The sequence below is a fragment of the Reyranella sp. CPCC 100927 genome (assembly GCF_007859315.1).
Lineage (GTDB): Bacteria > Pseudomonadota > Alphaproteobacteria > Reyranellales > Reyranellaceae > Vineibacter.
Window position 1 is genome coordinate 113104 of record NZ_VOHA01000015.1, and the last position, 23032, is coordinate 136135.

At 65.3% G+C, this 23032-nt stretch carries 16 protein-coding genes; 12 read left to right on the top strand and 4 right to left on the bottom strand.

Translation table 11 applies throughout. The annotated features are described in order from the left end of the window. Window positions 1-105: 105 nt before the first annotated feature. The 3 genes from FQU96_RS29760 (at window position 106) to FQU96_RS29770 (ending at window position 4862) form a co-directional block, all read left to right on the top strand. Window positions 106-3276: an adenylate/guanylate cyclase domain-containing protein gene (locus tag FQU96_RS29760; protein ID WP_255468622.1), complete on the top strand. Its 3171-nt coding sequence runs from the start codon at window positions 106-108 to the stop codon at window positions 3274-3276. A 24-nt stretch (window positions 3277-3300) separates the two neighbouring features. Then, window positions 3301-3957: a peroxiredoxin gene (locus FQU96_RS29765; RefSeq protein ID WP_146545014.1), complete on the top strand. Its 657-nt coding sequence runs from the start codon at window positions 3301-3303 to the stop codon at window positions 3955-3957. 149 nt (window positions 3958-4106) lie between these two features. Beyond that, on the top strand, window positions 4107-4862 hold the full coding sequence (locus FQU96_RS29770) for an SDR family NAD(P)-dependent oxidoreductase (RefSeq protein WP_178130781.1): 756 nt from the start codon (window positions 4107-4109) through the stop codon (window positions 4860-4862). A gap of 30 nt (window positions 4863-4892) precedes the next feature. Here FQU96_RS29770 and FQU96_RS29775 read toward each other — a convergent pair whose 3' ends face one another. From FQU96_RS29775 to FQU96_RS29785, 3 genes are read right to left on the bottom strand one after another with little or no spacing between them, the layout of a single operon-like run. Beyond that, complete coding sequence (locus FQU96_RS29775; protein ID WP_178130790.1) at window positions 4893-6428, bottom strand: SpoVR family protein; 1536 nt, start codon at window positions 6426-6428, stop codon at window positions 4893-4895. Next, on the bottom strand, window positions 6428-7708 hold the full coding sequence (locus FQU96_RS29780; RefSeq protein ID WP_146545016.1) for a YeaH/YhbH family protein: 1281 nt from the start codon (window positions 7706-7708) through the stop codon (window positions 6428-6430). Before FQU96_RS29780 ends, FQU96_RS29775 begins: the two co-directional genes overlap by 1 nt. Before the next feature lie 36 nt (window positions 7709-7744). After that, window positions 7745-9688: a PrkA family serine protein kinase gene (locus FQU96_RS29785; RefSeq protein ID WP_146545017.1), complete on the bottom strand. Its 1944-nt coding sequence runs from the start codon at window positions 9686-9688 to the stop codon at window positions 7745-7747. 828 nt (window positions 9689-10516) lie between these two features. On the opposite strand from FQU96_RS29785, the gene FQU96_RS29790 reads away from it, so the two are divergent. Continuing rightward, window positions 10517-11725: a MalY/PatB family protein gene (locus FQU96_RS29790; RefSeq protein WP_255468623.1), complete on the top strand. Its 1209-nt coding sequence runs from the start codon at window positions 10517-10519 to the stop codon at window positions 11723-11725. A 33-nt stretch (window positions 11726-11758) separates the two neighbouring features. Here FQU96_RS29790 and FQU96_RS29795 read toward each other — a convergent pair whose 3' ends face one another. Beyond that, window positions 11759-12673, bottom strand: coding sequence for a LysR family transcriptional regulator (locus tag FQU96_RS29795; RefSeq protein WP_146545018.1), 915 nt, complete (start codon window positions 12671-12673; stop codon window positions 11759-11761). A gap of 153 nt (window positions 12674-12826) precedes the next feature. Here FQU96_RS29795 and FQU96_RS29800 point away from each other — a divergent pair, with 153 nt between their 5' ends. The 8 genes from FQU96_RS29800 to FQU96_RS29835 are packed head-to-tail and all read left to right on the top strand — an operon-like array spanning window position 12827 to window position 23032. Next, window positions 12827-14374 (top strand): ABC transporter substrate-binding protein, encoded by a 1548-nt coding sequence (locus tag FQU96_RS29800; protein WP_178130782.1) that lies wholly within the window; start codon window positions 12827-12829, stop codon window positions 14372-14374. 28 nt (window positions 14375-14402) lie between these two features. Next, window positions 14403-15347, top strand: a complete 945-nt coding sequence (locus FQU96_RS29805) for an ABC transporter permease (RefSeq protein ID WP_146545020.1) — start codon at window positions 14403-14405, stop codon at window positions 15345-15347. Next, entirely contained in the window at window positions 15344-16228 is an 885-nt protein-coding gene (locus tag FQU96_RS29810; RefSeq protein ID WP_218574928.1) for an ABC transporter permease, read from the top strand. The genes FQU96_RS29805 and FQU96_RS29810 overlap by 4 nt, the downstream gene beginning before the upstream one ends. After that, window positions 16225-17187 (top strand): ABC transporter ATP-binding protein, encoded by a 963-nt coding sequence (locus FQU96_RS29815; protein WP_146545021.1) that lies wholly within the window; start codon window positions 16225-16227, stop codon window positions 17185-17187. The genes FQU96_RS29810 and FQU96_RS29815 overlap by 4 nt, the downstream gene beginning before the upstream one ends. After that, on the top strand, window positions 17184-18026 hold the full coding sequence (locus tag FQU96_RS29820; RefSeq protein ID WP_178130783.1) for an ATP-binding cassette domain-containing protein: 843 nt from the start codon (window positions 17184-17186) through the stop codon (window positions 18024-18026). Before FQU96_RS29815 ends, FQU96_RS29820 begins: the two co-directional genes overlap by 4 nt. A gap of 37 nt (window positions 18027-18063) precedes the next feature. Then, window positions 18064-20139 (top strand): hydantoinase/oxoprolinase family protein, encoded by a 2076-nt coding sequence (locus tag FQU96_RS29825; protein WP_146545023.1) that lies wholly within the window; start codon window positions 18064-18066, stop codon window positions 20137-20139. After that, window positions 20136-21878 carry a hydantoinase B/oxoprolinase family protein gene (locus tag FQU96_RS29830; RefSeq protein WP_146545024.1) on the top strand — a complete coding sequence of 581 codons (1743 nt, stop codon included), beginning with the start codon at window positions 20136-20138 and terminating at the stop codon, window positions 21876-21878. The genes FQU96_RS29825 and FQU96_RS29830 overlap by 4 nt, the downstream gene beginning before the upstream one ends. Continuing rightward, window positions 21875-23032 (top strand): DSD1 family PLP-dependent enzyme, encoded by a 1158-nt coding sequence (locus FQU96_RS29835; RefSeq protein WP_146545025.1) that lies wholly within the window; start codon window positions 21875-21877, stop codon window positions 23030-23032. Before FQU96_RS29830 ends, FQU96_RS29835 begins: the two co-directional genes overlap by 4 nt.

Genomic DNA, 23032 nt, shown 5'->3' on the forward strand with positions numbered 1-23032 from the left:
ATGCTAGGCTGACGGCGCCGATCCTAGGCTGACGGCGCCGATCCTAGGCTGACGGCGCCGATCCTGCCTAGCGCTGGAGTGCTTGCCGGCTCCGGTGCTATGGTAATGGCTGTCCTGCACGGCTTGATGAGCCTCTCGATGACGTGCGTCGGCTGCGGTCAGGAGCTATCGCCGGGTTTCGCCTTCTGCCCGCACTGCGGCCTTCCTGCGCACCGCACGGGTGCCGCGCCGGCAGCCGTACCGCTGCCCATGGCGCCCAGTCCGCACCGGGAGGCCGACCGCCGCCAGGTCACGATCCTCTTTGCTGATCTTTGCGGCTTCACCGCGCTGTCCGAACGGCTTGACCCTGAGGATGTGCGGGCGTTCCAGGACGCGTTGTTCGAGGCGCTGACCCAGGTGGTCACCCGCTACGACGGTTTCGTGGCGAAGTTCATCGGCGATGCCGTGCTGGCGCTCTTCGGTGCGCCGGTCGCGCATGAGGACGATCCGCAGCGGGCGCTCGATGCGGCGCTGGCCATGCTCGCGGTCGGGCGGACACTGGACGATCAATGGACGGCGCGGCTCGGCCAGCCGGTGGCCCTGCACATCGCCGTGCATACCGGGCCGGTGGTGGCCGGCACTTTCAGCGCGGTCGCCGGCGCAGCATACGATGTGACAGGCGACGCCGTGAACACCACCGCCCGACTGCTGGGCGCAGCAGCGCCGGGAACGATCCTGGTCTCGGCGGCAACCCATGCCCTGACCCGGTATCGCTTCTCCTTCGAGCCCGCGGGTGACGTCGCGCTGCGCGGCAAAGCCGAACCAACGGTGGTCTATCGGCTGCTGGGCGCGCTTGCCGAGCCGCAATCGGCGCGCGGGCTTTCGGCATACGGGCTGGCCTCACCGCTGATCGGACGCAGCGCCGAGCTTGGTCAGCTGTTGGCGGCCTTCGATCGGATGCAGGATGGCAGCGCCCAGGTGGTGAGCCTGGTCGGCGAGGCTGGTACCGGCAAGTCGCGGCTGATGGCGGAGTTCCTGCGGCACCTGGCGGATGACGACCGGTTTCTCCGCACCGCCGTCCGGCGGGTTGCATGCGCATCCATGGGCGAGCCGGCTTACGGCGTTTTCGCGACGCTCTTTCGGGAAGGGTATGGAGTCACCCTCGACGACTCGGTCGACGTTGCACGGCAGAAGCTCGCCGCGGGCCTGCACGCGCTGGGCGCCCAGCCCGACACGGCAGCAGCGATCATGCCGGTGCTGAGCTATGTGTTGGGCATCGAGGAGGAGCGTTCCGGCGAACTGGACCCCGAGCAACTCCGGCGTCAGATCGCCCTGGCGGCGCGGATGCTGATCGAGCAGCGCCTGCTGCAAAGCCCGCTCCTCTTCGTCATCGAGGACCTCCACTGGGCCGATGCCGCCTCGGTGGATCTGCTGCGCGAGATCCTCGACGGCTTGGTGTTGCGGCCGCTGATGATGCTGATCTCGCTGCGGCCCGACGCGCATCCACTCCCGGTGGACCGGGCGGCGCAAATCGTCCTTCGGCTTGGCCCGCTGTCGGCAGACGAGACGCAGGCGCTGGTGGGCGGCCTGTTCGGCCCGGTGGACGATGTCGCCTTCGCCCAAATCCGGCAGGTCATCGCGACGCGGGCCGGCGGCAATCCGCTGTTCGTCGAAGAGATCATCCGCAGCCTGGTGACCGAAGGAACACTCGTCCGTAACCATGATCGATGGACGTATGCCGCGGTCGGCGGCGTGGACATTCCGGCCACGCTGCACGGACTGCTCCTCTCGCGCATCGACAGGCTTCCCGACGATGCGCGGCGCCTGCTCCAGGAGGCCGCAGTGCTGGGCACGGTCTTCGACGAGACGCTGCTGCGTGCCATCGCGGCAGGTGCGCGCGGTGTCGACACCGTTCTTGGTCGCCTGGTCGAGGCAGATCTGATCAGCGTGGTCGGGCACGGCCGTTACGGCTTCACGCACGCGCTGGTCCATGAAGTGGTGTACGAGAACCTGTTGCAGGCGCGGCGCAGCGCGCTGCACGAGCGGGCCGGCCGCGCGTTGGAGCGCGCGATCGGGCCGACGCCGTCGCGGCTGACCGATCTCGAGGCGCTGGGTCATCACTGGAGCCTGACGGCAGACAGGGCCAAGGGCGCGCGCTATCTGACGGCCGCCGGTGATCGGGCGCGCGCCGTCTATGCCAACGATGATGCCATCCGCCACTACGCGCGCGCCCTGCGCACGCTCGGCGAGGGCTCGACAGACGGCGGCCAGGCCCTGGAGATCCGTGAACGGCTGGCCGATGTCCTGGCGCTGACAGGAAAATGGGCAGAGGCACTGGCGCACTATCAAACGGGACGACTGGCGCTCGAAAAGGTTGCGGATCGGGAGGGCGTCGCGCGCCTGTTCCGCAAGCTCGGGGCGCTGCATTGGGAAACGGGCGACCGCGACCAGGCCAAGGCCTGCTTCACGTCGGGCCTCGAGCAGCTGGGTGACGACGGCAGCCCCGTCGAACGCGCGCAACTGTTCCAGGAGTTCGGCCGGCTCGCGTTTCGCGCCGGCGACAACGCGCAAGCCATCGCATGGGCGGAACGATCGCTCGCCGAAGCGGCACGTCAGGACGGTATCGTTCTCGACCCGGAAGATGTCCGCGACACGGCGATAACGCGGGCACAGGCCTACAATACGCTGGGCGTGGCGCTTGCCCGCACGGGCCGTCTGCCGGAAGCGGTGGGTCACATCGAGCAGAGCGTCGCGCTGGCTGAACAGCATGACCTGCTGCAGGCGACGTGTCGGGGTTACACCAACCTCGGTGTGCTCTACAGCTCGCTCGACCCACAGCGCAGCATCGAGACGTGTCTGCGTGGCCTTGAGAGTGCCAAGAAGGTCGGCGACCTTGGTTTTCAGTCGCGACTCTACGCCAACCTCGCTGTCGCCTACTGTGCCCTGACCGATCGCTGCGAGGCAGAGGGCATGGCCGCGGCGCAGATGGCGATCGATCTCGATCGCAGTCTGGGGTTGCTCGATCACCTGGCCGTGCCACTGATCGTTTTGGGTCAGATCCATCAATGCCACGGTGATCATGCCCTGGCCCGCGCGGCATACGAGGAAGCCTTACGGCTGGCGGAACGAATAGGCGAGCCGCAGCTGCTGTTTCCCTGCTATGATGGGCTTGCCACCCTCAATCTCGACGCCGGGGACGTCGCGATGGCGGAAGTCTACCTGGCCAAATCTCAAGAGGTATGTGAGCGGGCCGGCCTGGAGCCTGAGGCTCTGCTGGTCCTGCCGTTTCTCTGTTAGCGCCTGGGCATACGGGGGGATCACATGACCAGCGACGAACTGCGGCCGACGGCTTCGCCCGGTGAGCGAGCGCCTGACTTCGCGCTGCCTGCCATCGACAGCGGCGGGATCGTATCGCTGGCCGATTATCACGGGCGGGCGTCGCTGTTCCTGGCACTCTTCATCGGGCTGTGGTGTCCGTTCTGCCGCCGCGCGATCGCCCAGATCGCGACGACGGAGCAGGCGTTGAAAGCCTCAGGCGTCGAGACGCTCGCCGTTGTGGCTACATCGCCGGAGAACGCCAGGCTCTATTTCAAGTTTCGTCCCACCCGCCTGCGCCTGGCCGCCGATCCCGAACTCACCACGCACCGGGCGTACGGCGTTCCCAAACCCGCGCCGACACCAGAATTCGTGTCGGCGTTCGAAACGACCCGTATCAATCCCGACGGCATCCTGCCGGAACCGTTGCCGATCCCGGAAGCGGCTGCCGTGGTGGCAAAGCTCGACGGCTATACGGAGAACCAGGTCGATCAGGCCGATGTGGAACGACAATGGCCGCAGCTCAAGGGCCAGTTCTTGATCGACCAGAACAGCATCGTGCGCTGGGCCAACATCGAATGTGCCCGCGAAGGCATGGCCGGGATCGGCAAGTTTCCCTCGGCGGAGGAAGTTCTAGCCGCCGCGCGTGCGCTGCCGGGCTGATTGAAGAACGGCCGCGTCATCCCTCGCGTTGCTCGGGCGACAATCCCGCGCATGCTCCACATGGCATGGCTGCTATTCCCGTGAACGCTTTGCGTGTGACCACGGCAGGTGGAGAGTCGGCGCGCGATGCCATCACGGAGGACGACATCATGCGCCTGAAAGACAAAGTGGCTGTGATCACCGGTGCAGCCAACGGCATGGGCGCTGCCACCGCCCGGCTGTTCGCGCGTGAAGGCGCCAAGGCTGTGGTGGTGGCAGACGTAATCGATGCCGCAGGCGCCGCCGTGGTCGCGGATATCGAGAAAGCCGGTGGCCGCGCGGCCTACATGCACCTCGACGTCACCGACGAGGCGGCCTGGAAATCGGTGATCGACAAGACGCTGACGGCGTACGGCCGGCTCGATGTCCTGGTGAACAATGCCGGCATCAGCGGCTCGGCGGTCGAGGATCTCTTCGCCACCGATGCCTGGAACAAGCTGATGGCGATCAACGCGACGGGCGTGTTTCTCGGCACCAAGCACGCCATCGCCGCAATGCAGAAGAGCGGTGGCGGTTCGATCATCAACCTGTCCTCTGTCTCCGGTATTGTCGGCCAGCCTGGAATCCATGTCGGCTACAATGCGTCCAAGGGTGCCGTGCGGCTGCTGACCAAGGGTATCGCCGTCCAGCACGGCCGTGACGGCATCCGCGTCAATTCAGTCCACCCCGGCCTGATGCCGCCCATGATCACGTCGGGCCGCACTGCCGATCCGGCACAGCGCGCGAAGACCTTGAAGGGTGTGCCCCTGGGGCGCGCCGGCGAAGTGGACGAGGTCGCCTATGCGATCCTCTTCCTGGCCTCGGACGAGGCGTCGTACGTTACCGGCGCCGAACTGGTCGTCGACGGCGGCTGGACCGCAATGTGAAGCCTCTCCCGCATGGGCGGGAGGAGGAAATTACGCCGCCGCCAGTATCGCGCCGCGCGGATGGCAGACGTGTTCCTTCAGGACGGTGTCCGACGAGTCGATCTCGCGCAGCAGGACATCGTAGCCCCATAGATCGGCCAGGTGCTGCAGGACGTGCCGGGTGTCGTTTTCCTCGAGCACACAGCCGTTCACGGCGTTGTGGTGCAGGATCAACCGGCGGTCGCCCATGAGGTCGACATCGACGACCTCGATATTGGGGTCGATCCATCCGATATCGTGACGGCGAGCCAACTGCCGCCGGATCTGCTGGTAGCCGCGTTCGTTCTGGATCGCTTCGACCAGGATGCCTTCGGTCTCGGCTGGATCGTCGTGCAGCTGAAACATCCGCATCTCGCGGATCAGGCGCGGGCTGAGGTACTGCCCGATGAAGCTCTCGTCGCGATAGTTGGCCCAGATGTTGCGCAGTACCGCCATGGCATCGCCGGTGCCGGCGATGTCGGGGAACCATTCGCGATCCTCGTCGCTGGGGTCGGTGACGATGCGCTCGATGTCGCGCATCATCGCGAAACCCAGCGCATAAGGATTGAAACCCGAGAAGCGCGGGTCATCCCAGGTCGGCTGAAAGACGACGTTGGTGTGCGACTGCAGGAATTCCAGCAGGTGGCCGTCGGAGATGGCGCCGCGTTCGTGCAGGCGGTTCATGATGCGATAGTGCACGTAGGTTGCCGTGCCCTCGTTCATGACCTTGGTCTGACCCTGCGGATAGAAATACTGGGCGATGTGGCGCACGATGCGCAACAGTTCGCGCTGCCAGGGCGCCAGCCGCGGTGACGTCTTCTCAATGAAGTAGAGGATGTTCTCCTGCGGCAGGCCCAGCAGCGCCCGCCGCCGGTCAACGCTGAGCTCCGCGGTGTTCTTGCCCGGTCCCGTCGGGACCGTCCGCCACAGGTCGTTGAAGTTGCGCTCGCCATGGTCGCGGCGGCGCCGTTCGCGCTCCTCTTCCTGGCGCAGGTTGAGCTTCTTCTTGCCGCGATAGCGATCGACACTCTGAGCCATCAAGGCATGCGCGGCATCCAGGGTGCGCTCGACCAGGGCATGGCCGTAGCGCTCCTCGCAGCGCGTCACATAGCGCTTGGCGAACTCCAGATAGTCGAGAATGCCCTCGGCATCGGTCCACTGCCGGAACAGGTAGTTGTTCTTGAAGAAGTGGTTGTGGCCGAAGGCGGCGTGCGCGATGACCAGCGCCTGCATGGTTGCCGTGTTGTCGCCCATCAGGTAGCAGACGCACGGCGAACTGTTGATCACGATCTCATAGGCAAGTCCGCGCAGTCCGGTGCGGTAGAGCGCCTCATGCTGCGTGAAGTGCTTGCCGAATGACCAATGCTTGTAGAACAGAGGCATGCCGATCGAGGAATAGGCATCGATCATCTGCTCGGTCGTGATCACCTCGACCTGGGTCGGATAGACGTCCAGCCCCAGTTCGCCCAAGGCGATTTCCTCGCAGGCGTCATGGATCCGCTGCAGGGTGGCAAAATCCCACTCGGCGCCGTCGAACAGCCGCTCCATCACACTGCCTTCCCTTCACGACGCTGGAAGAGATCGCGAAACACCGGATAGATCTCGCTGCGGCTGCTGACCTTGCGCATGGAAAGCGGGTGGCCGTCGCCGATGAGGCGATCATAAATGCCCCACAGGGCCGAGTTCGGCATCACCGGATTGTCGTGTTGACCAGCCTCCCCGACCTCGAGATAGGCGAAGTACTGGCTTGCCGGCAGGATGGCGTCCTTCAGCAGGCTCGCCGTCAGTTCGCCATCGCCGTAGGAATTGTCGCCATCCGATGCCTGAGCGGCATAGATGTTCCAGTCCTGTGGGCGGTAGCGATCCTCGACAATGCGCCGCATCGCTTCGAGCGCGCTCGAGACCACCGTTCCGCCGGTCGCCGGACTGCGGAAGAAGGTCTCCTCGTCGACCTCCTCGGCCCTGTCGGTGTGGCGGATGAACACGATCTCGACGTGGCGATAGCGCCGCGTGAGAAAGATGTAGAGCAGCATGTAGAAGCGCTTGGCGAGATCCTTCATGTGCTCCGACATGGACCCTGATACGTCCATCAGGCAGAACATCACCGCCTGCGCCACCGGTTTGGGCACGCTCTCGAAACGCCGATAGCGGATGTCGATGGGGTCGATGTAGGGGATGCGCTGCATCCGAGTCTTGAGTGCCGCGATCTCGGCTTGCAGCGCCACGCGCCGTTCGGCGTCCTCGCAGGCGGCCAGTTCGGCTTCGAGCTGCTCGATGGTCCGTGGGCTGGGGCGGCGCAGCGCGATGCGGCGCGCCATGGCCAGACGGCTGGTGCGCGTGACCGCGAGGTTCACCGGCGAGCCGGACACCGAGTACCCGGCGCGGCGAAGGCCTTCCTGTTCGACATCGGTCAGCCGGCGCTTGGCGAGATCGGGTAGTTCGAGGTCGTCGAGGAAGAGGTCGAGGAATTCCTCCCGGGTCAGCATGAAACGGAAGGCATCCTCCGCGTCGGCGCCGCCATCGCTGGCGCCGCCGGCGCCGCGCCCACCGCCGCCCTCGGGGCGCGGCAGGATATCGCCTTCGGCGAAGGTCTTGTTGCCCGGCAGCACGTTGTCGTGAATGCCGCCGGGCCCGTGGTGGAAGCGCGGTTCGTTCAGCCCCCCTGTGGGGATGCTGATCTCGCCACCCTCGAGGATGTCCGAGATGTTGCGGTCCTGCGATGCCTCGCGCACCGCGCGTTGGATATGCGCCTTGGCCCGTCGCAGGAACCGCTGGCGGTTTTCCAGGCTCTTGCCGCTCGGGTTCAATCGCCGATCAAGAATCTGCATGGCAAGCCGCTCCCGGCTGCAGCCGGATCAAACAGATCAACCGGCCTGCTTGACCCGCATGTACCATTCGACCAGACGCCGCACTTGGCGCTCTGTGTAGCCCCGGGCGACCATGCGCGTCACGAACTCGCCGTGCTTCTTTTCGGTTTCGCCATCTTTCTTGGTGCCGAACGAGATGACCGGCAGCAGATCCTCGACCTGCGAGAACATGCGCTTTTCGATGACCTCGCGGATCTTCTCATAGCTCGTCCACGAGGGATTCTTGCCGCTGTTGTTCGCCCGCGTACGCAGGGCAAACTTGACGATCTCGTTGCGGAAGTCCTTCGGGTTGGCGATCCCGGCCGGCTTTTCGATCTTCGTCAGTTCCTGGTTGAGAAGCTCGCGATTGAGCAACTGGCCGGTGTCGGGGTCCTTGAAGTCCTGGTCCTCGATCCAGGCGTCGGCATAGTCGACATAGCGGTCGAACAGGTTCTGACCGTAGTCGGAATACGATTCGAGGTATGTCTTCTGGACCTCATTGCCGATGAATTCGGCATAGCGCGGCGCCAGCTCGCCCTTGATGAATTCAAGGTAGCGCTTCTCCAGTTCATCCGACAGCTGCTCGCGGCGAATGACCTGCTCCAGCACATACATCAGATGCACCGGATCGGCGGCGATCTCGGTGGTGTCGTGGTTGAAGGTTGCGGCCAACACCTTGAAGGCAAAACGGGTCGAGACGCCGTCCATGCCCTCGTCGACCCCGGCAGCATCCTTGTATTCCTGGACACTGCGGGCCTTGGGATCGGACTCCTTCAGCGTCTCGCCGTCATAGACCCGCATCTTGGCGTGGAGCGTCGAGTTCTCATGCTGGCGCAGGCGCGACAAGACCGAGAACCGGGCCAAGGTCTCAATGGTGGACGGTGCGCATGGTGCCGCCGTGAGCGCCGAACCCTGGATCAGCTTCTCGTAGATCTTCGCTTCCTCGGTCACCCGCAGGCAGTACGGAACCTTGACCACGGAAATGCGGTCGATGAAGGCTTCGTTGTTCTTGTTGCTCTTGAAGCTCTGCCACTCGGCTTCGTTGGAGTGCGCCAGGATGATCCCGGAGAACGGGATGGCGCCGATATTCTCGGAGCCGATGTAGTTGCCTTCCTGCGTTGCCGTCAGCAGCGGGTGCAACATCTTGATCGGCGCCTTGAACATCTCGACGAACTCGAGAATGCCCTGGTTGGCGCGATTCAGGCCGCCCGAGTAGCTGTAGGCATCGGGGTCGTTCTGAGCGAAGGCTTCCAGCTTGCGGATGTCGACCTTGCCGACCAGCGACGAGATATCCTGATTGTTCTCATCACCCGGTTCGGTCTTGGCGACCGCGATCTGCCGCAGCCGCGACGGCTGGATGCGGGCGACCCGGAAACGCGAGATGTCGCCGCCGAATTCCTCCAGTCGCTTGAGGCACCACGGGCTCATCAGCCCGGTGAGCCGCCGGCGCGGAATGCCGTAGCGCTCCTCCAGCAGGGCGCCCATCGCGTCTGGATCGAACAGCCCAAGCGGGCTTTCAAACACAGGGCTCAGTTCGTTGCCGGCCTTCAGCACGTAGATGGGGTGGACTTCCATCAGAGACTTCAGGCGCTCGGCCAGCGACGACTTACCGCCGCCGACCGGGCCCAGCAGATAGAGCATCTGCTTGCGTTCCTCGAGGCCTTGCGCGGCGTGGCGCAGGAACGAGACGATCCGTTCGATCGTTTCTTCCATGCCGTAGAAACCCGTGAACGCCGGGTAAGTACGGATGGTCCTGTTCAGGAAGATGCGGCCCAGGCGCGGATCCTTGGCCGTGTCGATGATCTCCGGCTCGCCGATCGCGGCCAGCAGGCGGTCCGTCGCGCTGGCGTAGAGCATCGGGTCGGTGCGACACGCCTCGAGATATTCCGACAGCGACATGGCCGTCTCGCGGCGCGATTCAAACGACCGCACGAGGGTGTTGAATACTGAGTCGTCCGGCATGGTATCCTCATCACTACGCTGCGAGCTATGCCAAGATCAGGCCAAACCGTCGGTCCGGCCGGATATCGCTGCTTTCGGATGGACACCTCAACTACGCTTCCAGATCAGCCCCGTTCCCGTTTCTCATTCACGTGGAGACTGTCCAGAGTATTTTCAACATTATGGCAAAAACGAGTATTCCGACCTTGTCCGTGCAGCGGCGAGGGCATCGCGTTTGCACTTGCAGCTTTTCTCGGCAGCGCTCTGAAGGTCGTCATTGTCTCCGTGCTGACGTCAACGCTCACATGCCCAGCACTATTCCGTTGATGTGGTTCGCGGAGCGCTGGCATCAACCGCTGATGTCCGCACACTAGGCGTGCCCCTCTGGCGGGCAACGCATCCCAACTGGCGACGGTGTCCATCGAAGACCGATCAATCCCCGCATAGGCGGCAGACTAAGACGCCAAAGTCAGTGTACGCTCGAAACAATTTCTACACAATATGCAGTTATTAGAATTCTGTTGATATACTGCATATAGGCGTAACCTGAGGCGTTCTCGAACATCAGCGGAACGTTCAAGTCGAAGCTAAGGCTTCGCACTATGCCTTAAATTTGAAGAGAACGCAACAAGAACATTTTCCCACCTCATCACAATTTCATACAACGCGACACACCGCGTCGTTCGCCGTGTCCAGTCCACGCCAGGCGCGCGTAACGGATTTGGTTCTTGAGCGTCACGCGCGCCGTGCATGCCTGAATCGTGGCGCTGGATCGGTGTTGTCGTGGCCGTCATCATCCTGGAAGAAAAGCACACCCGAGTTCGGGCAGAACCAGGAGAGAGACGCACCGTGGTAGTCGCGCCAGCAGTCGCTGATAAGAACATCCACCAAGCCAACGCTTTCGATCTTTCCGAAGAAGCCCTGCGGCGGCAGCGCAATTCCAAGTGGGGCAAATACAGTCCCGAGGTGTTGCCGGCCTTCGTCGCCGAAATGGACTTCGCTGTCGCCGAGCCCATTCAGCAGGCCGTGCGCCGCGTCGTCGATGGTCGTGACTACGGCTATCCGTTGCGCAACGGCGAGAAGGCGGGACTCGCCGTGGCGACGGCCTTCGCGGCGCGCATGAAGGATCGCTTCGACTGGGAGGTCGATCCGGACCTGGTGCTGCCGCTGGCCGATCTGGTTCAGGGAACCTATGCGCCGGTCCTGGCGTTTTCCGAACCCGGCGACGGCGTCGTGCTGCAGGTGCCGAACTATCCGCCGTTCCGGGATGTCATCCAGACTACCGGCCGCAAGCTGATTCCGCTGTCCATGCGCGACGATGGCACGCGCTTTGTCTGCGACACCGTTGAGATCGCCGCTGCCGTCAATGGGCGCACGCGTATCTTCGTGCTGTGCAATCCGCAGAATCCGACGGGCCGCGTGTTCACCCGCGATGAACTGCTGGCGATGGCCCGCTTCGCGATCGATCACGACATGATCATCATCTCCGACGAGATCCATTCCGATCTCGTCTATCCGGGCCACCGGCACATTCCGCTGGCGTCGCTCGGCGCCGAGATCGCCGATCGCACGATCACGATCACGTCGCCGACCAAGAGCTTCAACATCCCCGGCCTGCGCTGCGCGGTGTTGCATTTCGGGTCGGCACGGCTGCGCGATCGTTTCCTGGCGCGCATTCCGGCCCGCCTGATGGGCGATCCCAACGCCATCGGCGTCGATGCCACGGTCGCGGCCTGGGCGCACGGGCAGCCATGGTTGGACTCCGTCATGGCGCATCTGCTGCGGGCCCGCGACCGCCTGGTCGGCCGGCTGCAGGCCGAGGTGCCGGAAATCGTCTGCCGTGTACCGGAGGGCACGTTCCTCGCCTGGCTCGACTGCACCAAACTCGGCTTCAATACATCGGCCTTCGATTTCTTCCACGATCGTGCCCGCATCGCCTTCAGTGCCGGCGAGACGTTCGATCCGGCAGGCAGCCAGTTCGTGCGCTTCAACTTCGCGACCTCGATGCCGATCCTGGACAAGCTGCTGGACCAGATGGTCACCGCCATCCGGCGCTAGTGCGATCCCGGGAGCGCGGGCGTTCCGCCCGCGCTAAGCGGCCCGATCCGTGGCCGGCATCGATGTCTGGGAAAATATCCGTCGCGCCATGTCGGCAAGATAGGCGTATTCCCCGCTGGCCTCGTTGCCCCACCACATGACGCAGAGATTGTGGGATGGAATAGGGGGCTCGGCCTCCAGCACGCGCAGTTTCAGATCGTCGCCGGAGAGCCTGAGCATCTCGCGCGGCAGCAGGGCGGCGCCGGTGCCGGCACCGGCAAGGCGGGCGATCACGGTCAGCGGATTGCACGTATTCAATCGATGCGGCTTCAGCCCGCGGCTGCCGAACCACATCTGGATCGTCGTGAACAGCCCGGACGGTGGACCGTTGGTGAAGACCGGCAGATCGACCAGCTTTTCCGGCGTCGCGACATCGCCCTCGAAGGGGAGGTTGGTGCCGATGACCCACACGAGATCGATCAGCCACAGCGGCACGATGGTGATGCCGTCATGAGCACGCGGCTGGGACAGAAAGGCGATGTCGATCGAACGGTCCAGCAGTTGTTGCTCGAGACGGGTGCTGAAATCGACGGTCACATCGACCTGTAGTTCCGGTCGCTGCGTGGCCAGCGATGCCAGCAGGTCAGGCAGGATACGGGCGGCGAACGAATCAGCCGCGCCGATCCGCATCAGGCTGCGGCCGGTGCCGCCGCCGGCCGATCGGCGCTGGACCTGCTCGGCATGGACCAGGATGCGCTCCACATCGCCGTAGATCGCCTCCCCGAACGTCGTGAGCGACGGGCGATAGAGCGTGCGGTTGAAGAGCGCGGCACCCAGGACGCGTTCGAGCTCCTTGACCCGAAGGCTGACGGTGGGCTGCGACAAGTTCAGATGAGACGCCGCGGCGCGGAAGCCGCCCAGGCGGGCCACCCAGTAGAACGCTTCAGCCTGGCCGAAGGTGTAGCGCATGGCCCATGACGATAGTCATAGACTATCAAGATGCCAAGAGTTCTTATTTTAATTTGCAGCTTGGGCGATGTTACCGTGGCGAAACTCATCGTGGCGCCGGTCTTTGCTCCGCCGGCAACGTCACACAAGGGGGGAAGTTCGATGCCCAATTTCATGGCAAATCGCCGCCGAATCCTGGCTGCCGGCGCTGGCGGTGTGCTGGCGCCGTTGCTCCCCGCCAGCCTCCTGCACGCCCAGCCGAACCAGGGAAAGACGCTCTCGATCGTCCTACCGAGTAATCCCATCACGATTGACCCAATCAATCAGCTCAATCACGACGCGATGGTTCTCGGGCAAACCGTGTTCGAGAACCTGGTCGAGTACGATCTCGACGGCACGCTGAAGCCCCAGCTCGCCAAGGCGCTGCCGACCATCTCGGCCGACAAGAAGACCTACACCTTCGATCTGCGGGAGGACGTGACGTTCCAGAACGGCAAGAAGATGACCGCCGAGGACGTCAAGTACTCCTTCGACTACCTGCTTGATGCCAACAACAAGGCGGCGCGGCGCTCGTTGTTTACGCGCATCACCAAGGTCACCGTGCTGGATCCCTACAAGGTCGCGTTCGAACTGTCGGAGCCTTACGGCCCGTGGTTGTATTTCCTGACGAAGTACATGGGCATCTTCCCCGCCGGCTCGCGCCAGGAGCATGGTGACGACTATTTCAAGTCGAAGCCGGCCGGCGTCGGCACCGGTTTCGGCGTCTTCGAAACGTGGAAGCCCAACGACTACATCAGCTTCACCAAGAACAAGACCTACTGGCGCAAGGGCCTGCCGCATTGGGACAGGCTCGTCGTGAAGATGATCCCCGAGGACGCGACGCGGGTCGCCTATCTGCTGACGGGCCAGGTCGATGTCATCAGCGCGCCGCCGCCGCGCGAGTTCAATCGCCTGAAGACGATGCCGGGCGTCGCGGGAGCCTCGCGTCCGACGCTCGGCGGTGCGCTGCTGATGTACACCAACACGCTGAAGCCGCCGCTGGATGATGTGAACTTCCGCAAGGCCATCGCCTGCGCCATCGATCGCAAGACGATCGGCGAGAAGGTGTACTACGGCCTGCTGGATCCCAGCGCCGTGCCGGCACCGCCACGCGGCTGGTGGTTCAACGCTGACGCCGACAAGGAACTCGCCTTCGATCTCGACCGCGCCAAGGCCTTCCTGGCCAAGTCGAAATACCCCAGCGGGGCGGAGCTCGATCTCAGCATCCAGGCCGAGCCCTATCTGCTCGACACCAAGGATGCCGCGATTTTTGTCCAGGCCCAGCTCGCCAAGATCGGGATCAAGGTCAACCTGAAGGTCTACGAATTTTCGGTGCTGATCCAGCAGGCGATCCGCGGCGAACACCAGATGGCGCTGCAGGTCTTCATGTCACCCGGCGAGGCGAGCTACATCATCCAGGTCTGCCTGACGCCGGGGCAGGTGCTGTCGAAGAGCACCGGTTATGACAACGCCGAACTGAACGGCCTGCTGGCACAGGCATTCGCCGAAACGGAGCAGGCCAGGCTGAAGGATCTCTACGGCAAGATCCAGGCCGTCGTCGCGCGCGACGCGCCGCTGGGTGTGCTGGGCTATGTCCATGCCTCCAACCTCTGGAGGCAGGGCGTGCAGGATTTCAAGGTCAACCAGGGGCTGACCATGAGTGTCGGCGAGGTCAAGGTGTGAGACGTCACGACCAAGAGTGCAGCCGCTGATGTTTCGCCTTCTGGCAGGTCGGTTCTTTTCCTCGCTCGGCACGTTGTTCTTCGTCGGGTTGGTGCTGTTCGCCCTGACTCGCGCCGGCCCCGGCTCGCCTGCCAGGATTGTGCTGGGGGCGGACGCCACATCGGCGCAGATCACGCAGTTCGAGCAGGCCAACGGACTCGATCGGCCCTTCCTCGAACAGTACGTCACGTGGCTCGCCGATGTCCTGCGCGGTGATTTCGGCAAGTCGTTCGTGACCGGCCGCGACGTGGCCGGCGAGATCGTGGACGCATTGCCGGTCACGCTCTCGATCGTGCTGTTCGCTTTTGCCATTGCCCTGGTCTTCGGTGTTGGCATCGGCATCTGGGCGGCTTTGCGTCTGGGCGGACCGATGGCGTCGGTGACGCGGTTGGGAGTCGTGCTCGGCTTGTCGATCCCCGCCTTCTGGCTCGGCATCGTGCTGATCCGGTTCATCGCCGTCGATCTGCGGTGGCTGCCGCCGGGTGGCTACGCGCCGCTGTCGTCCGGGCTCATGACGCATCTGCAGACCATTGCGATGCCGGCGATCTCGCTTGCCGTCTATTACATCGCTGTCCTGGCGCGCATGACGCAGGCCAGCCTGCAGGAGGCGCTGCGCGGCGACTATGTCCGCACGGCACGCGCCATGGGCCTGTCGTCGCCTCGGATCGTCGTCTACGCGCTGCTCAATGCGCTGCCGCCGGTGATCAACCTGGCTGCCTTGTCCTTCGGCTACATGTTCGGCTGGGCGCTGATCATCGAGCAGGTGTTCAACATCCCGGGCCTGTCGCGCGCGTTGCTCAATGCCATCTCGCAGCGCGACTTCCTGCTGCTGCAGGGGATCGTCTTCCTGTTCACGGCGATCTTCGTGCTCGCCAATCTCGGCGCCGATCTTGTCAACCGCGTGCTCGATCCGCGGCAGAGGGCTGCGGCGTGAACCGGTTGATACAGCTCGTGCGTACCGCCGACTGGACCGGGTGGCTGGGCGCGGCGATCGTCCTCGTCATGCTGGGCGCTGCCATCGCCGCACCGTTGATCGCACCCTACGATCCGGTCGCGATCAACATCGAGCATCGCCTGACTGCACCGGATGCGACGTACTGGCTGGGCACCGACCAGGCTGGCCGTGATGTGCTGAGCCGGGTCATCTACGGCGCCCGGGCGTCGCTCGCGGTCGGCATCGGCGCCGTGATCATCGGGGCGCTGATCGGCGTCTCGGCCGGCCTCTTTGCCGCCTACAAGGGTGGGCTGGGCGATCAGATCACGATGCGGATCGTGGACGCCATCGCCTCGATTCCACTGCTGGTCTGGGCCATCGCCATTGTCGGTGTCCTCGGCGTCGGGCCGGTTGCCATCGGATCGCTGCAGCTGCCGAACGAGGTCAAGATCGTGACTCTGATCGGCTGCCTGTTCTCGCCGGTATTCGCCCGCGTAACCTACGCCGTCGCCCAGCGGATCGTCAGCGCGGACTACGTCAAGGCGCGCTACCTGCAGGGTGCGAGTCACTGGCAGATCGTCACCGGTGACGTGCTGCCGAACTGCCTGTCGCCCATCATCGTCCAGGCGACTCTGCTGGTGGCGATCGGCATCGTCATCGAAGCCTCGATCAGCTTCGTGGGATTGGGCGTGCAGCCGCCGCAGCCAAGCTGGGGGACGATGCTGTCGGATGCCCGCAACGCCATCTACTCCGGCGAATGGTGGCTGCCGGTATTCCCCGGTCTGGCCATCTCGGTGACCGTCATCGGCTTCAACCTGCTCGGCGACGCGGTGCGCGATCTGTTCGATCCCCGCCATGAAGCCCGGACATTGGTCGCATGAGCGCCCCGCTGCTCGAGGTCGAGGACCTGCATGTCGGCTTTCGCGGCGCCGATGGGATCGTCGAGGCCGTCCGCGGCGTCGATTTCAGCGTCGCGCCTGGCGAGATCGTTGGCGTCGTCGGCGAGTCGGGTTCCGGCAAGAGCCTCAGCATGCTGGCCGTGATGCGCCTGCTCGGCACGACGGCCCGTATCACCGGCGGGCGGGTGCGCTTTGCCGGCGAGGATCTCCTGGCTGCCGGCGAGGCGCGGATGCGCGACATCCGCGGCCGCGACATCGCCATGGTCTTCCAGGATCCGCAGAGTGCGCTCAACCCGGCGCTGACCATCGGTCGGCAGATGACGGACGTTGTGCGGGCACACCGGCGGGTGTCGGCCGGCGGTGCGCGCCGGATCGCGGCCGAGGCGCTGGAGCGCGTCGGCATCAGTGATGCGGCCCGCCGGCTTGACGCCTATCCGCATCAATTCTCCGGCGGCATGCGTCAGCGGGCACTGATCGCCATGGCAATCGCCTGCCGTCCGCGGCTGCTGATCGCCGACGAACCGACCACGGCCCTCGACGTCACGGTGCAGGCCCAGATCGTCAACCTGATCGCCGAGTTGCGCCGCGACCTGGACCTGGCCGTGGTCTTCATCTCCCACAACCTCCAGCTCGTTGCCGAGATCGTCGACCGCGTGATGGTGATGTATGGCGGCCGGGTTGTCGAAGACGGACCCGTGGCCGACATCGAGACAGCGGCGCGTCATCCCTATACGCGGCTGCTGAAGGCCTGCGTGCCCAGCCTGCAGGGTCCGCTGGGTCCGCTCACCACGATCGAGGGTGCCCCGCCGCGGCTTGGCCGGATGCCGGCGGGCTGTCCCTTCGCGCCACGGTGCCCGCAGGCCGTCGATCGATGCGAACGCGAGATGCCGGCACTGGTGGCCGATGCGGGACGGCGGGTCGCCTGCTGGAGGCCGCAATGAACGGCCCCATCCTGGCGCTTCGCGGTGTCACCAAATCCTATCCGCAAGGCGGCTTTCTCGATCGCCTGGTCGGGGCTGCCAGCCGTTTCGTCGCGCTCGACGACGTCACGCTGGAGGTCGCGCGCGGCGATGTCGTCGGTATCGTCGGCGAGAGCGGATCGGGCAAGTCGACCCTGGCCAGCCTTGCCGTCGGGTTGACGCGGCCGACGGCGGGCGAGGTCCTGCTCGATGGCGAACCCCTCGCGGCGTTGATGCGCGATCACGCTGCGCCATGGCGACGTCGCATCCAGATGGTGTTTCAGGATTCGAGCAGCGCGCTCAATCCACGCAAGACGATTGCGCGCTGCCTGGCGGAAACGCTGGCGCTGCGCGGCGTGCCGCATCAGGCTTGGGAAGCCGAGACCGTCGCGCTGCTCGGGCTGGTCGGGCTGGGTGCCGAAACCGCGCCGCGGCTGCCGCATGAGTTGTCGGGCGGCCAGCGACAGCGGGTCGGCCTGGCGCGCGCGCTGGCGATGAAGCCCGACATCCTGATCGCCGACGAGCCGGTCTCTTCGCTCGATGTGTCGCTGCAGGCCCAGGTGATCAATCTGTTGAGCCGTCTCGCGGTCGACCTCGGCCTCACCTTGCTCTTCATCAGCCACGATCTTGCCGTCGTACGCACGCTGTGCTCGCGCATCATCGTCATGCGCCAGGGCCGCATCGTCGAAGACGGTCCGTGCCGGGATGTGCTCGAGCGGCCAACCCATCCGTATACGCAGCTTCTGATCTCGTCCGTACCCCGGGGCATCGCCGGCCGCCGTACGGCGGTTGCTGCCGCCGCAACCGGCGCGGCCGGCTAACGCACCAACATTCCAGGCAGACACGGAGACCGGCGCCATGGCGCAGCCCAGCTACAGGATCGGCATCGACATTGGCGGCACCTTCACCGATGTCGTCGTCGCGCGCGACGATGGTCTTGTCGAGACTCGCAAGGTTCCCTCGACGCCGGATGACTACAGCCGCGGCATCGCGCTGGCGCTGAAAGCGTTGGTGGCAGAATTCGGCACCACGCCCGATCGCATCACGGGCATCGTGCACGCCACCACCGTCGCGACCAATGCCATCCTCGAACACAAAGGCGCTCGGACCGGCCTGCTGACCACGGAAGGCTTCCGCGATGTTCTCGAGATGCGCCGTCTGCGCATCCCGGTGCTCTACGACCTTCAATACGACAAACCCAAGCCGCTGGCGGCGCGCCATCTGCGTTTGGAGGTCAGCGAGCGGTTGGGGCCGGACGGATCGGTGCGCATCCCGCTGCGGGAAGCAGACGTGGTGGCGGCGGCCAGTCAGTTCCGGAAGGCGAGGGTGGAAGCCGTCGCGATCAGCTTCCTGCACGCCTACGCGAACCCCGAGCACGAGCTCATGGCCGAGCGCATTCTGCGCGCCGAGCTGGGTGACGACGTCTACATCTGCCGGGGCTCGGCGATCCTGCCGGAGATCCGCGAGTACGAGCGTACCAGTACCGTGGTGGTGAATGCCTACATCGGGCCCGTCGTGCGCAACTACGCCGCGGCGCTGACGGCGCGCCTTGCGTCGATCGGCGTCGACTGCCCGGTCGAGATGATGCATTCGGGCGGCGGCATCATGCGGCTCGGTTCGGCCGTGAAGCGCGCAGCATCCCTCGTCGAATCGGGCCCGGCCGCCGGCGTCATCGCGTGTGCCCGCCTGGTGTCCGGCGGCAATGTGCCCAGCGTCATCTCGTTCGACATGGGCGGGACGACGGCCAAGGCGGCGCTGATCGAGAATGGCGAGCCGGCACGCACCACCGAGTATGAAGTCGGCGCCGGCATCAACCTCTCCAGCAAGCTGGTCAAGGGCGGTGGCTATCCGATCAAGATGCCGTTCATCGATGTGTCCGAGATCGGCGCCGGCGGCGGCAGCATCGTCGCGATCGACCGCATGAACCAGGTATCGGTCGGCCCGCAGAGCGCGGGCGCCTATCCCGGCCCCGTCTGCTATGGGCTCGGCGGCCGGCAGGCGACGCTGACCGACGCCTTCCTGACCCTGGGCTACATCAACGACGTGGCGCTGGCCGGCGGCACCTTTCCGCTGCAAGCCGACGCCGGCCGCGCGGCGCTCCATGACCAGGTGGCCCGTCCGCTGGGCCTCGACATCACCGAATGCGCCCGCGGCGTGCTGACCTTGGCGGTCACCACCATGACGCGGGCCGTCAAGGCGGTCTCGACCTATCGCGGCCGCGATCCGCGGCAGGCCACGCTCGTTGCGTTCGGCGGCAACGGGCCGGTCGTCGCCACGGAGGTCGCCAGGGCGCTGGGAATCCGGCGGGTCGTGGTGCCGCGCGCCGCCGGCGTCTTCAGCGCGCTCGGTCTGCTGCGCTCCGATGTCGAGCAGGAATTCGTGCGGCCCTCGCGCTGTCGTCCCGATGCGTTGGACGATGCGGGTTTTGCCCGGCTCTACGCCGACCTTGCCCACGATGCCCGCACCATCCTGGCCGCCGAAGGCTACGACCTCGCACCGGCCGAGTTCCGCTATGCCGCCGACCTGCGCTATGTCGGGCAGGCCTACGAGCTCACCGTGCCGGCGCGGCAGCTTGTCCTGGCGGAGCTGGTCGAACTGTTCCACCAGGAGCACGAGCGCACCTACGGGCACCGCTCGCACAAGGACCAGGTCCACCTGGTCAATGCCCGGCTCACGGTGCGGCTGCCCGTTGTCATGCCGCAGCAGCGGTTTGCGGCGGCCGCGCCGCACAAGAGGGTCGATCGTCGCGTCTGCTTCGCCGGTACGGACCATGCTCGTCCGGTCGCCGTCATCAGCCGCGGTGACCTCGATGCCACACCGCGGCAAGGCCCCTTCATCGTCGAAGAATATGACTGCACCTGCGTCGTCGGCCCGGGGCAGGCCGCGCGCCTCGACGAGATCGGCAACATCGACATCACGCTGGAGGCGGCATGAGTCCCGCAAAGATCGACCTGATCACCCTCGAGGTCATTCGCAACGCCCTGGCCTCGACCGCCGACGAAATGGCGCTGATCGTGATGCGCAGCGCCTATTCTCCGGTCGTGCGCGATATCATGGATTATTCGACGGCGCTGTGCGACGCACAGGGACGCGTCATTGCGCAGGGTCTGACACTGCCCATCCAGCTCTGTTCTTTTCCGCGCATCATGGGGTTTGTGCGGGAGCGCTTCGGCACGTCGCTCAACAAGGGCGATGTGCTGATCGCCAACGATCCCTACGGTTCCGGCGGCCAGCACCTTCCCGACGTCTACATCCTGAAGCCGATCTTCGTGGACGACAGGCTCGCGGGTTTTGCCGCCACGGTGGCGCATCACACCGACCTCGGCGGCATCGTGCCGGGCAGCGTCGCGATCTACGCCACGGAGATCCAGCAGGAAGGCCTGCGTCTGCCGCTGCTCAAGCTCTACGAAGAGGGTAAACCGGTCGATCCCATCTTCCGCATCATCGAGGCCAATACGCGGTCGCCGGTGGAGGTGCTCGGCGATATCCGGGCGCAAATCGCCGCCTGCAATGTCGCTGAAGAAGGACTTTCCGCTCTCGTGCGGCGCTATGGCGCCGAAACGCTCGACCGTTACATCGATGCTTTGCACGACCATGCCGAGGCGATCATGCGCGATGTCATTCGCGCTTTGCCCAACGGCGTCTACCACGCGACGGATTACATCGATGGCCTGGGGGAGAATCCCGAACCGCTCGCGATCGCCGTGACGTTGACCGTTGCGGACGACACGATCGACATCGATTTCACGGGAACCGCTGGACAGGTCGAGGCTTCGATCAACTGCCCGATCTCGCTACCCGAATCCGCCGCCTTCTGTGCCATCCGGTGCCTGTCCCAGCAGGATATTCCCAACTGCGAGGGCTATTTGCGGCCCATCACAGTTCGGGCCCCCGAGGGGTGCCTGGTCAATCCACGCTACCCGGCTGCTTGCGGTGCGCGCGGTGTCGTCGGCTACCGCGTCTTCGACGCGATCATGCAGGCGATGGCGCAAGTCATTCCGGAGCGCGCCATCGGCGGTTCGGAAGGCGGTCCCTATTTGCTGGCCGGCGGCGGTACCTGCGAAGGCCGGCCCTTCGTCCTCAACGAGATGGTGGTCGGTACGTGGGGCGCGCGCGCCGGCAAGGACGGCATCGAGGGCATTTCGAATCCGGCGGCCAATCTTTCCAACCAGCCGGTCGAGATGGTCGAGGCCGACATGCCGGTGGAGGTGTTGCGTTACGGGTTCGTGCCGGATTCGGGTGGTCCCGGCGAGTTCCGCGGCGGCCTCGCGTTCATCCGCGAGTTCCGGTTTCTGGCCGATGCCCGGTTCACCCTGCGGGGAGACCGGCGCGATCATCCGCCCTATGGTTTTGCCGGCGGCCGCGGTGGCGCACCGTCCGCGCATCTCCTCATCCGCGTCGACGGCGGCAGCCAGCCGCTGCCGACGATGCCGATGGAAAGTTTTGACGCCCGGCGCGGTGACGTCTTCCGGCTGACCGGTGCCGGCGGCGGCGGCTATGGCGCGCCGCTGGCACGCGAATGCTGGCGCGTCGCGGAGGATGTCCGGGAAGGCAAGGTGTCGATCGACGGTGCCCTGCGCGACTACGGCGTGGTCTTCCAGGATGATGGCGCCACGGTTGATGCGGCCGCCACCGCCCGGGCGCGCGGGGACCGCGTGGGAAGCGGGGCATGATGGCGGCGCCGATCGGGGCTGCCGCACTCAATGTGCCGCTGGTCGGCCGGCCAGGCAGTCGGGCCCGCCTCGAAACACCCGCTGCCGTGCTCGATCTCGACATCTTCGAGCATAACCTCTCGATGATGTCGCAGACCTGCCGGCAGGCCGGTATCGGCTTCCGGCCGCATGCGAAGTCGCACAAATGCGCCGAGATCGCGCGCCGCCAGATGGCCGCGGGTGCGCTTGGCATCTGCTGCGCCAAGCCGGGCGAGTTGATGGCGTTGTTCGGCGCCGGCATCCGCGATCTGATGCTGAGTGCACCGGTCGCCAGCGCCGTGAAGATCGATCGGCTGGCACGTGCCGCCGCCGAGGGCGGGCGGATCTGCGTCGTCGTCGACCGCCCCGACCTGATCACCGCCTATGCCCAGGCGGCGTCGCGCCATGGCACCTGTTTCGACGTTCTGGTCGATCTCGATACGGGCCTCAATCGCAGCGGCGTTGCCGATGCGCAGGCGGCGGTCGACCTCGCGCGCCGGGTGACGCAGCACGCCAGCCTGCGTTATGCCGGTGTGCAAGCCTACCAGGGCCGGGTGCAGCATATCGCTGATTTCGAGGCACGCCGGGCTGCCAACGCCGAGGCAAACCACGTACTGGCAGGCATGATCGCGGCATTGCGTCAGGCGTCGCTGGCGCCGGATATCGTGTCGGGCGGCGGCACCGGCAGTCACCAGCTGGATGCACAGGCCGGCCTGCTCACCGAGGTTCAGCCGGGCTCCTATGTCTTCATGGATGAGGCGTACAATCCGGTCGACATCGATGGGCGCGGTGGACCGGGGTTCGGGCCAGCCTTGCGGGTCGCGGTGACGGTGGTGGGGCACAGTTCGACAGGCTTCGCCATCGTCGATGGCGGCAGCAAGAGCTTCGCCCTCGATGGCCCCGCGCCGCGCGTCCTTCTGGGTCAGGAGGTTGTTGGCAGGGTGGAGTGGTGTGGCGACGAGTTCGGTCGCATCCTGCCGAACGCTGGCGACGCAGCCCTGCCGATCGGGACCGTTGTTGAATGCACGGTCCCGCACTGCGATCCGACGATCAACCTGCACGACGTCCTGCACGTCGTGGCGGGCGATCAGCTTGTCGCGTTGTGGTCCGTTGAAGCCCGCGGCCGGGCCGACTGA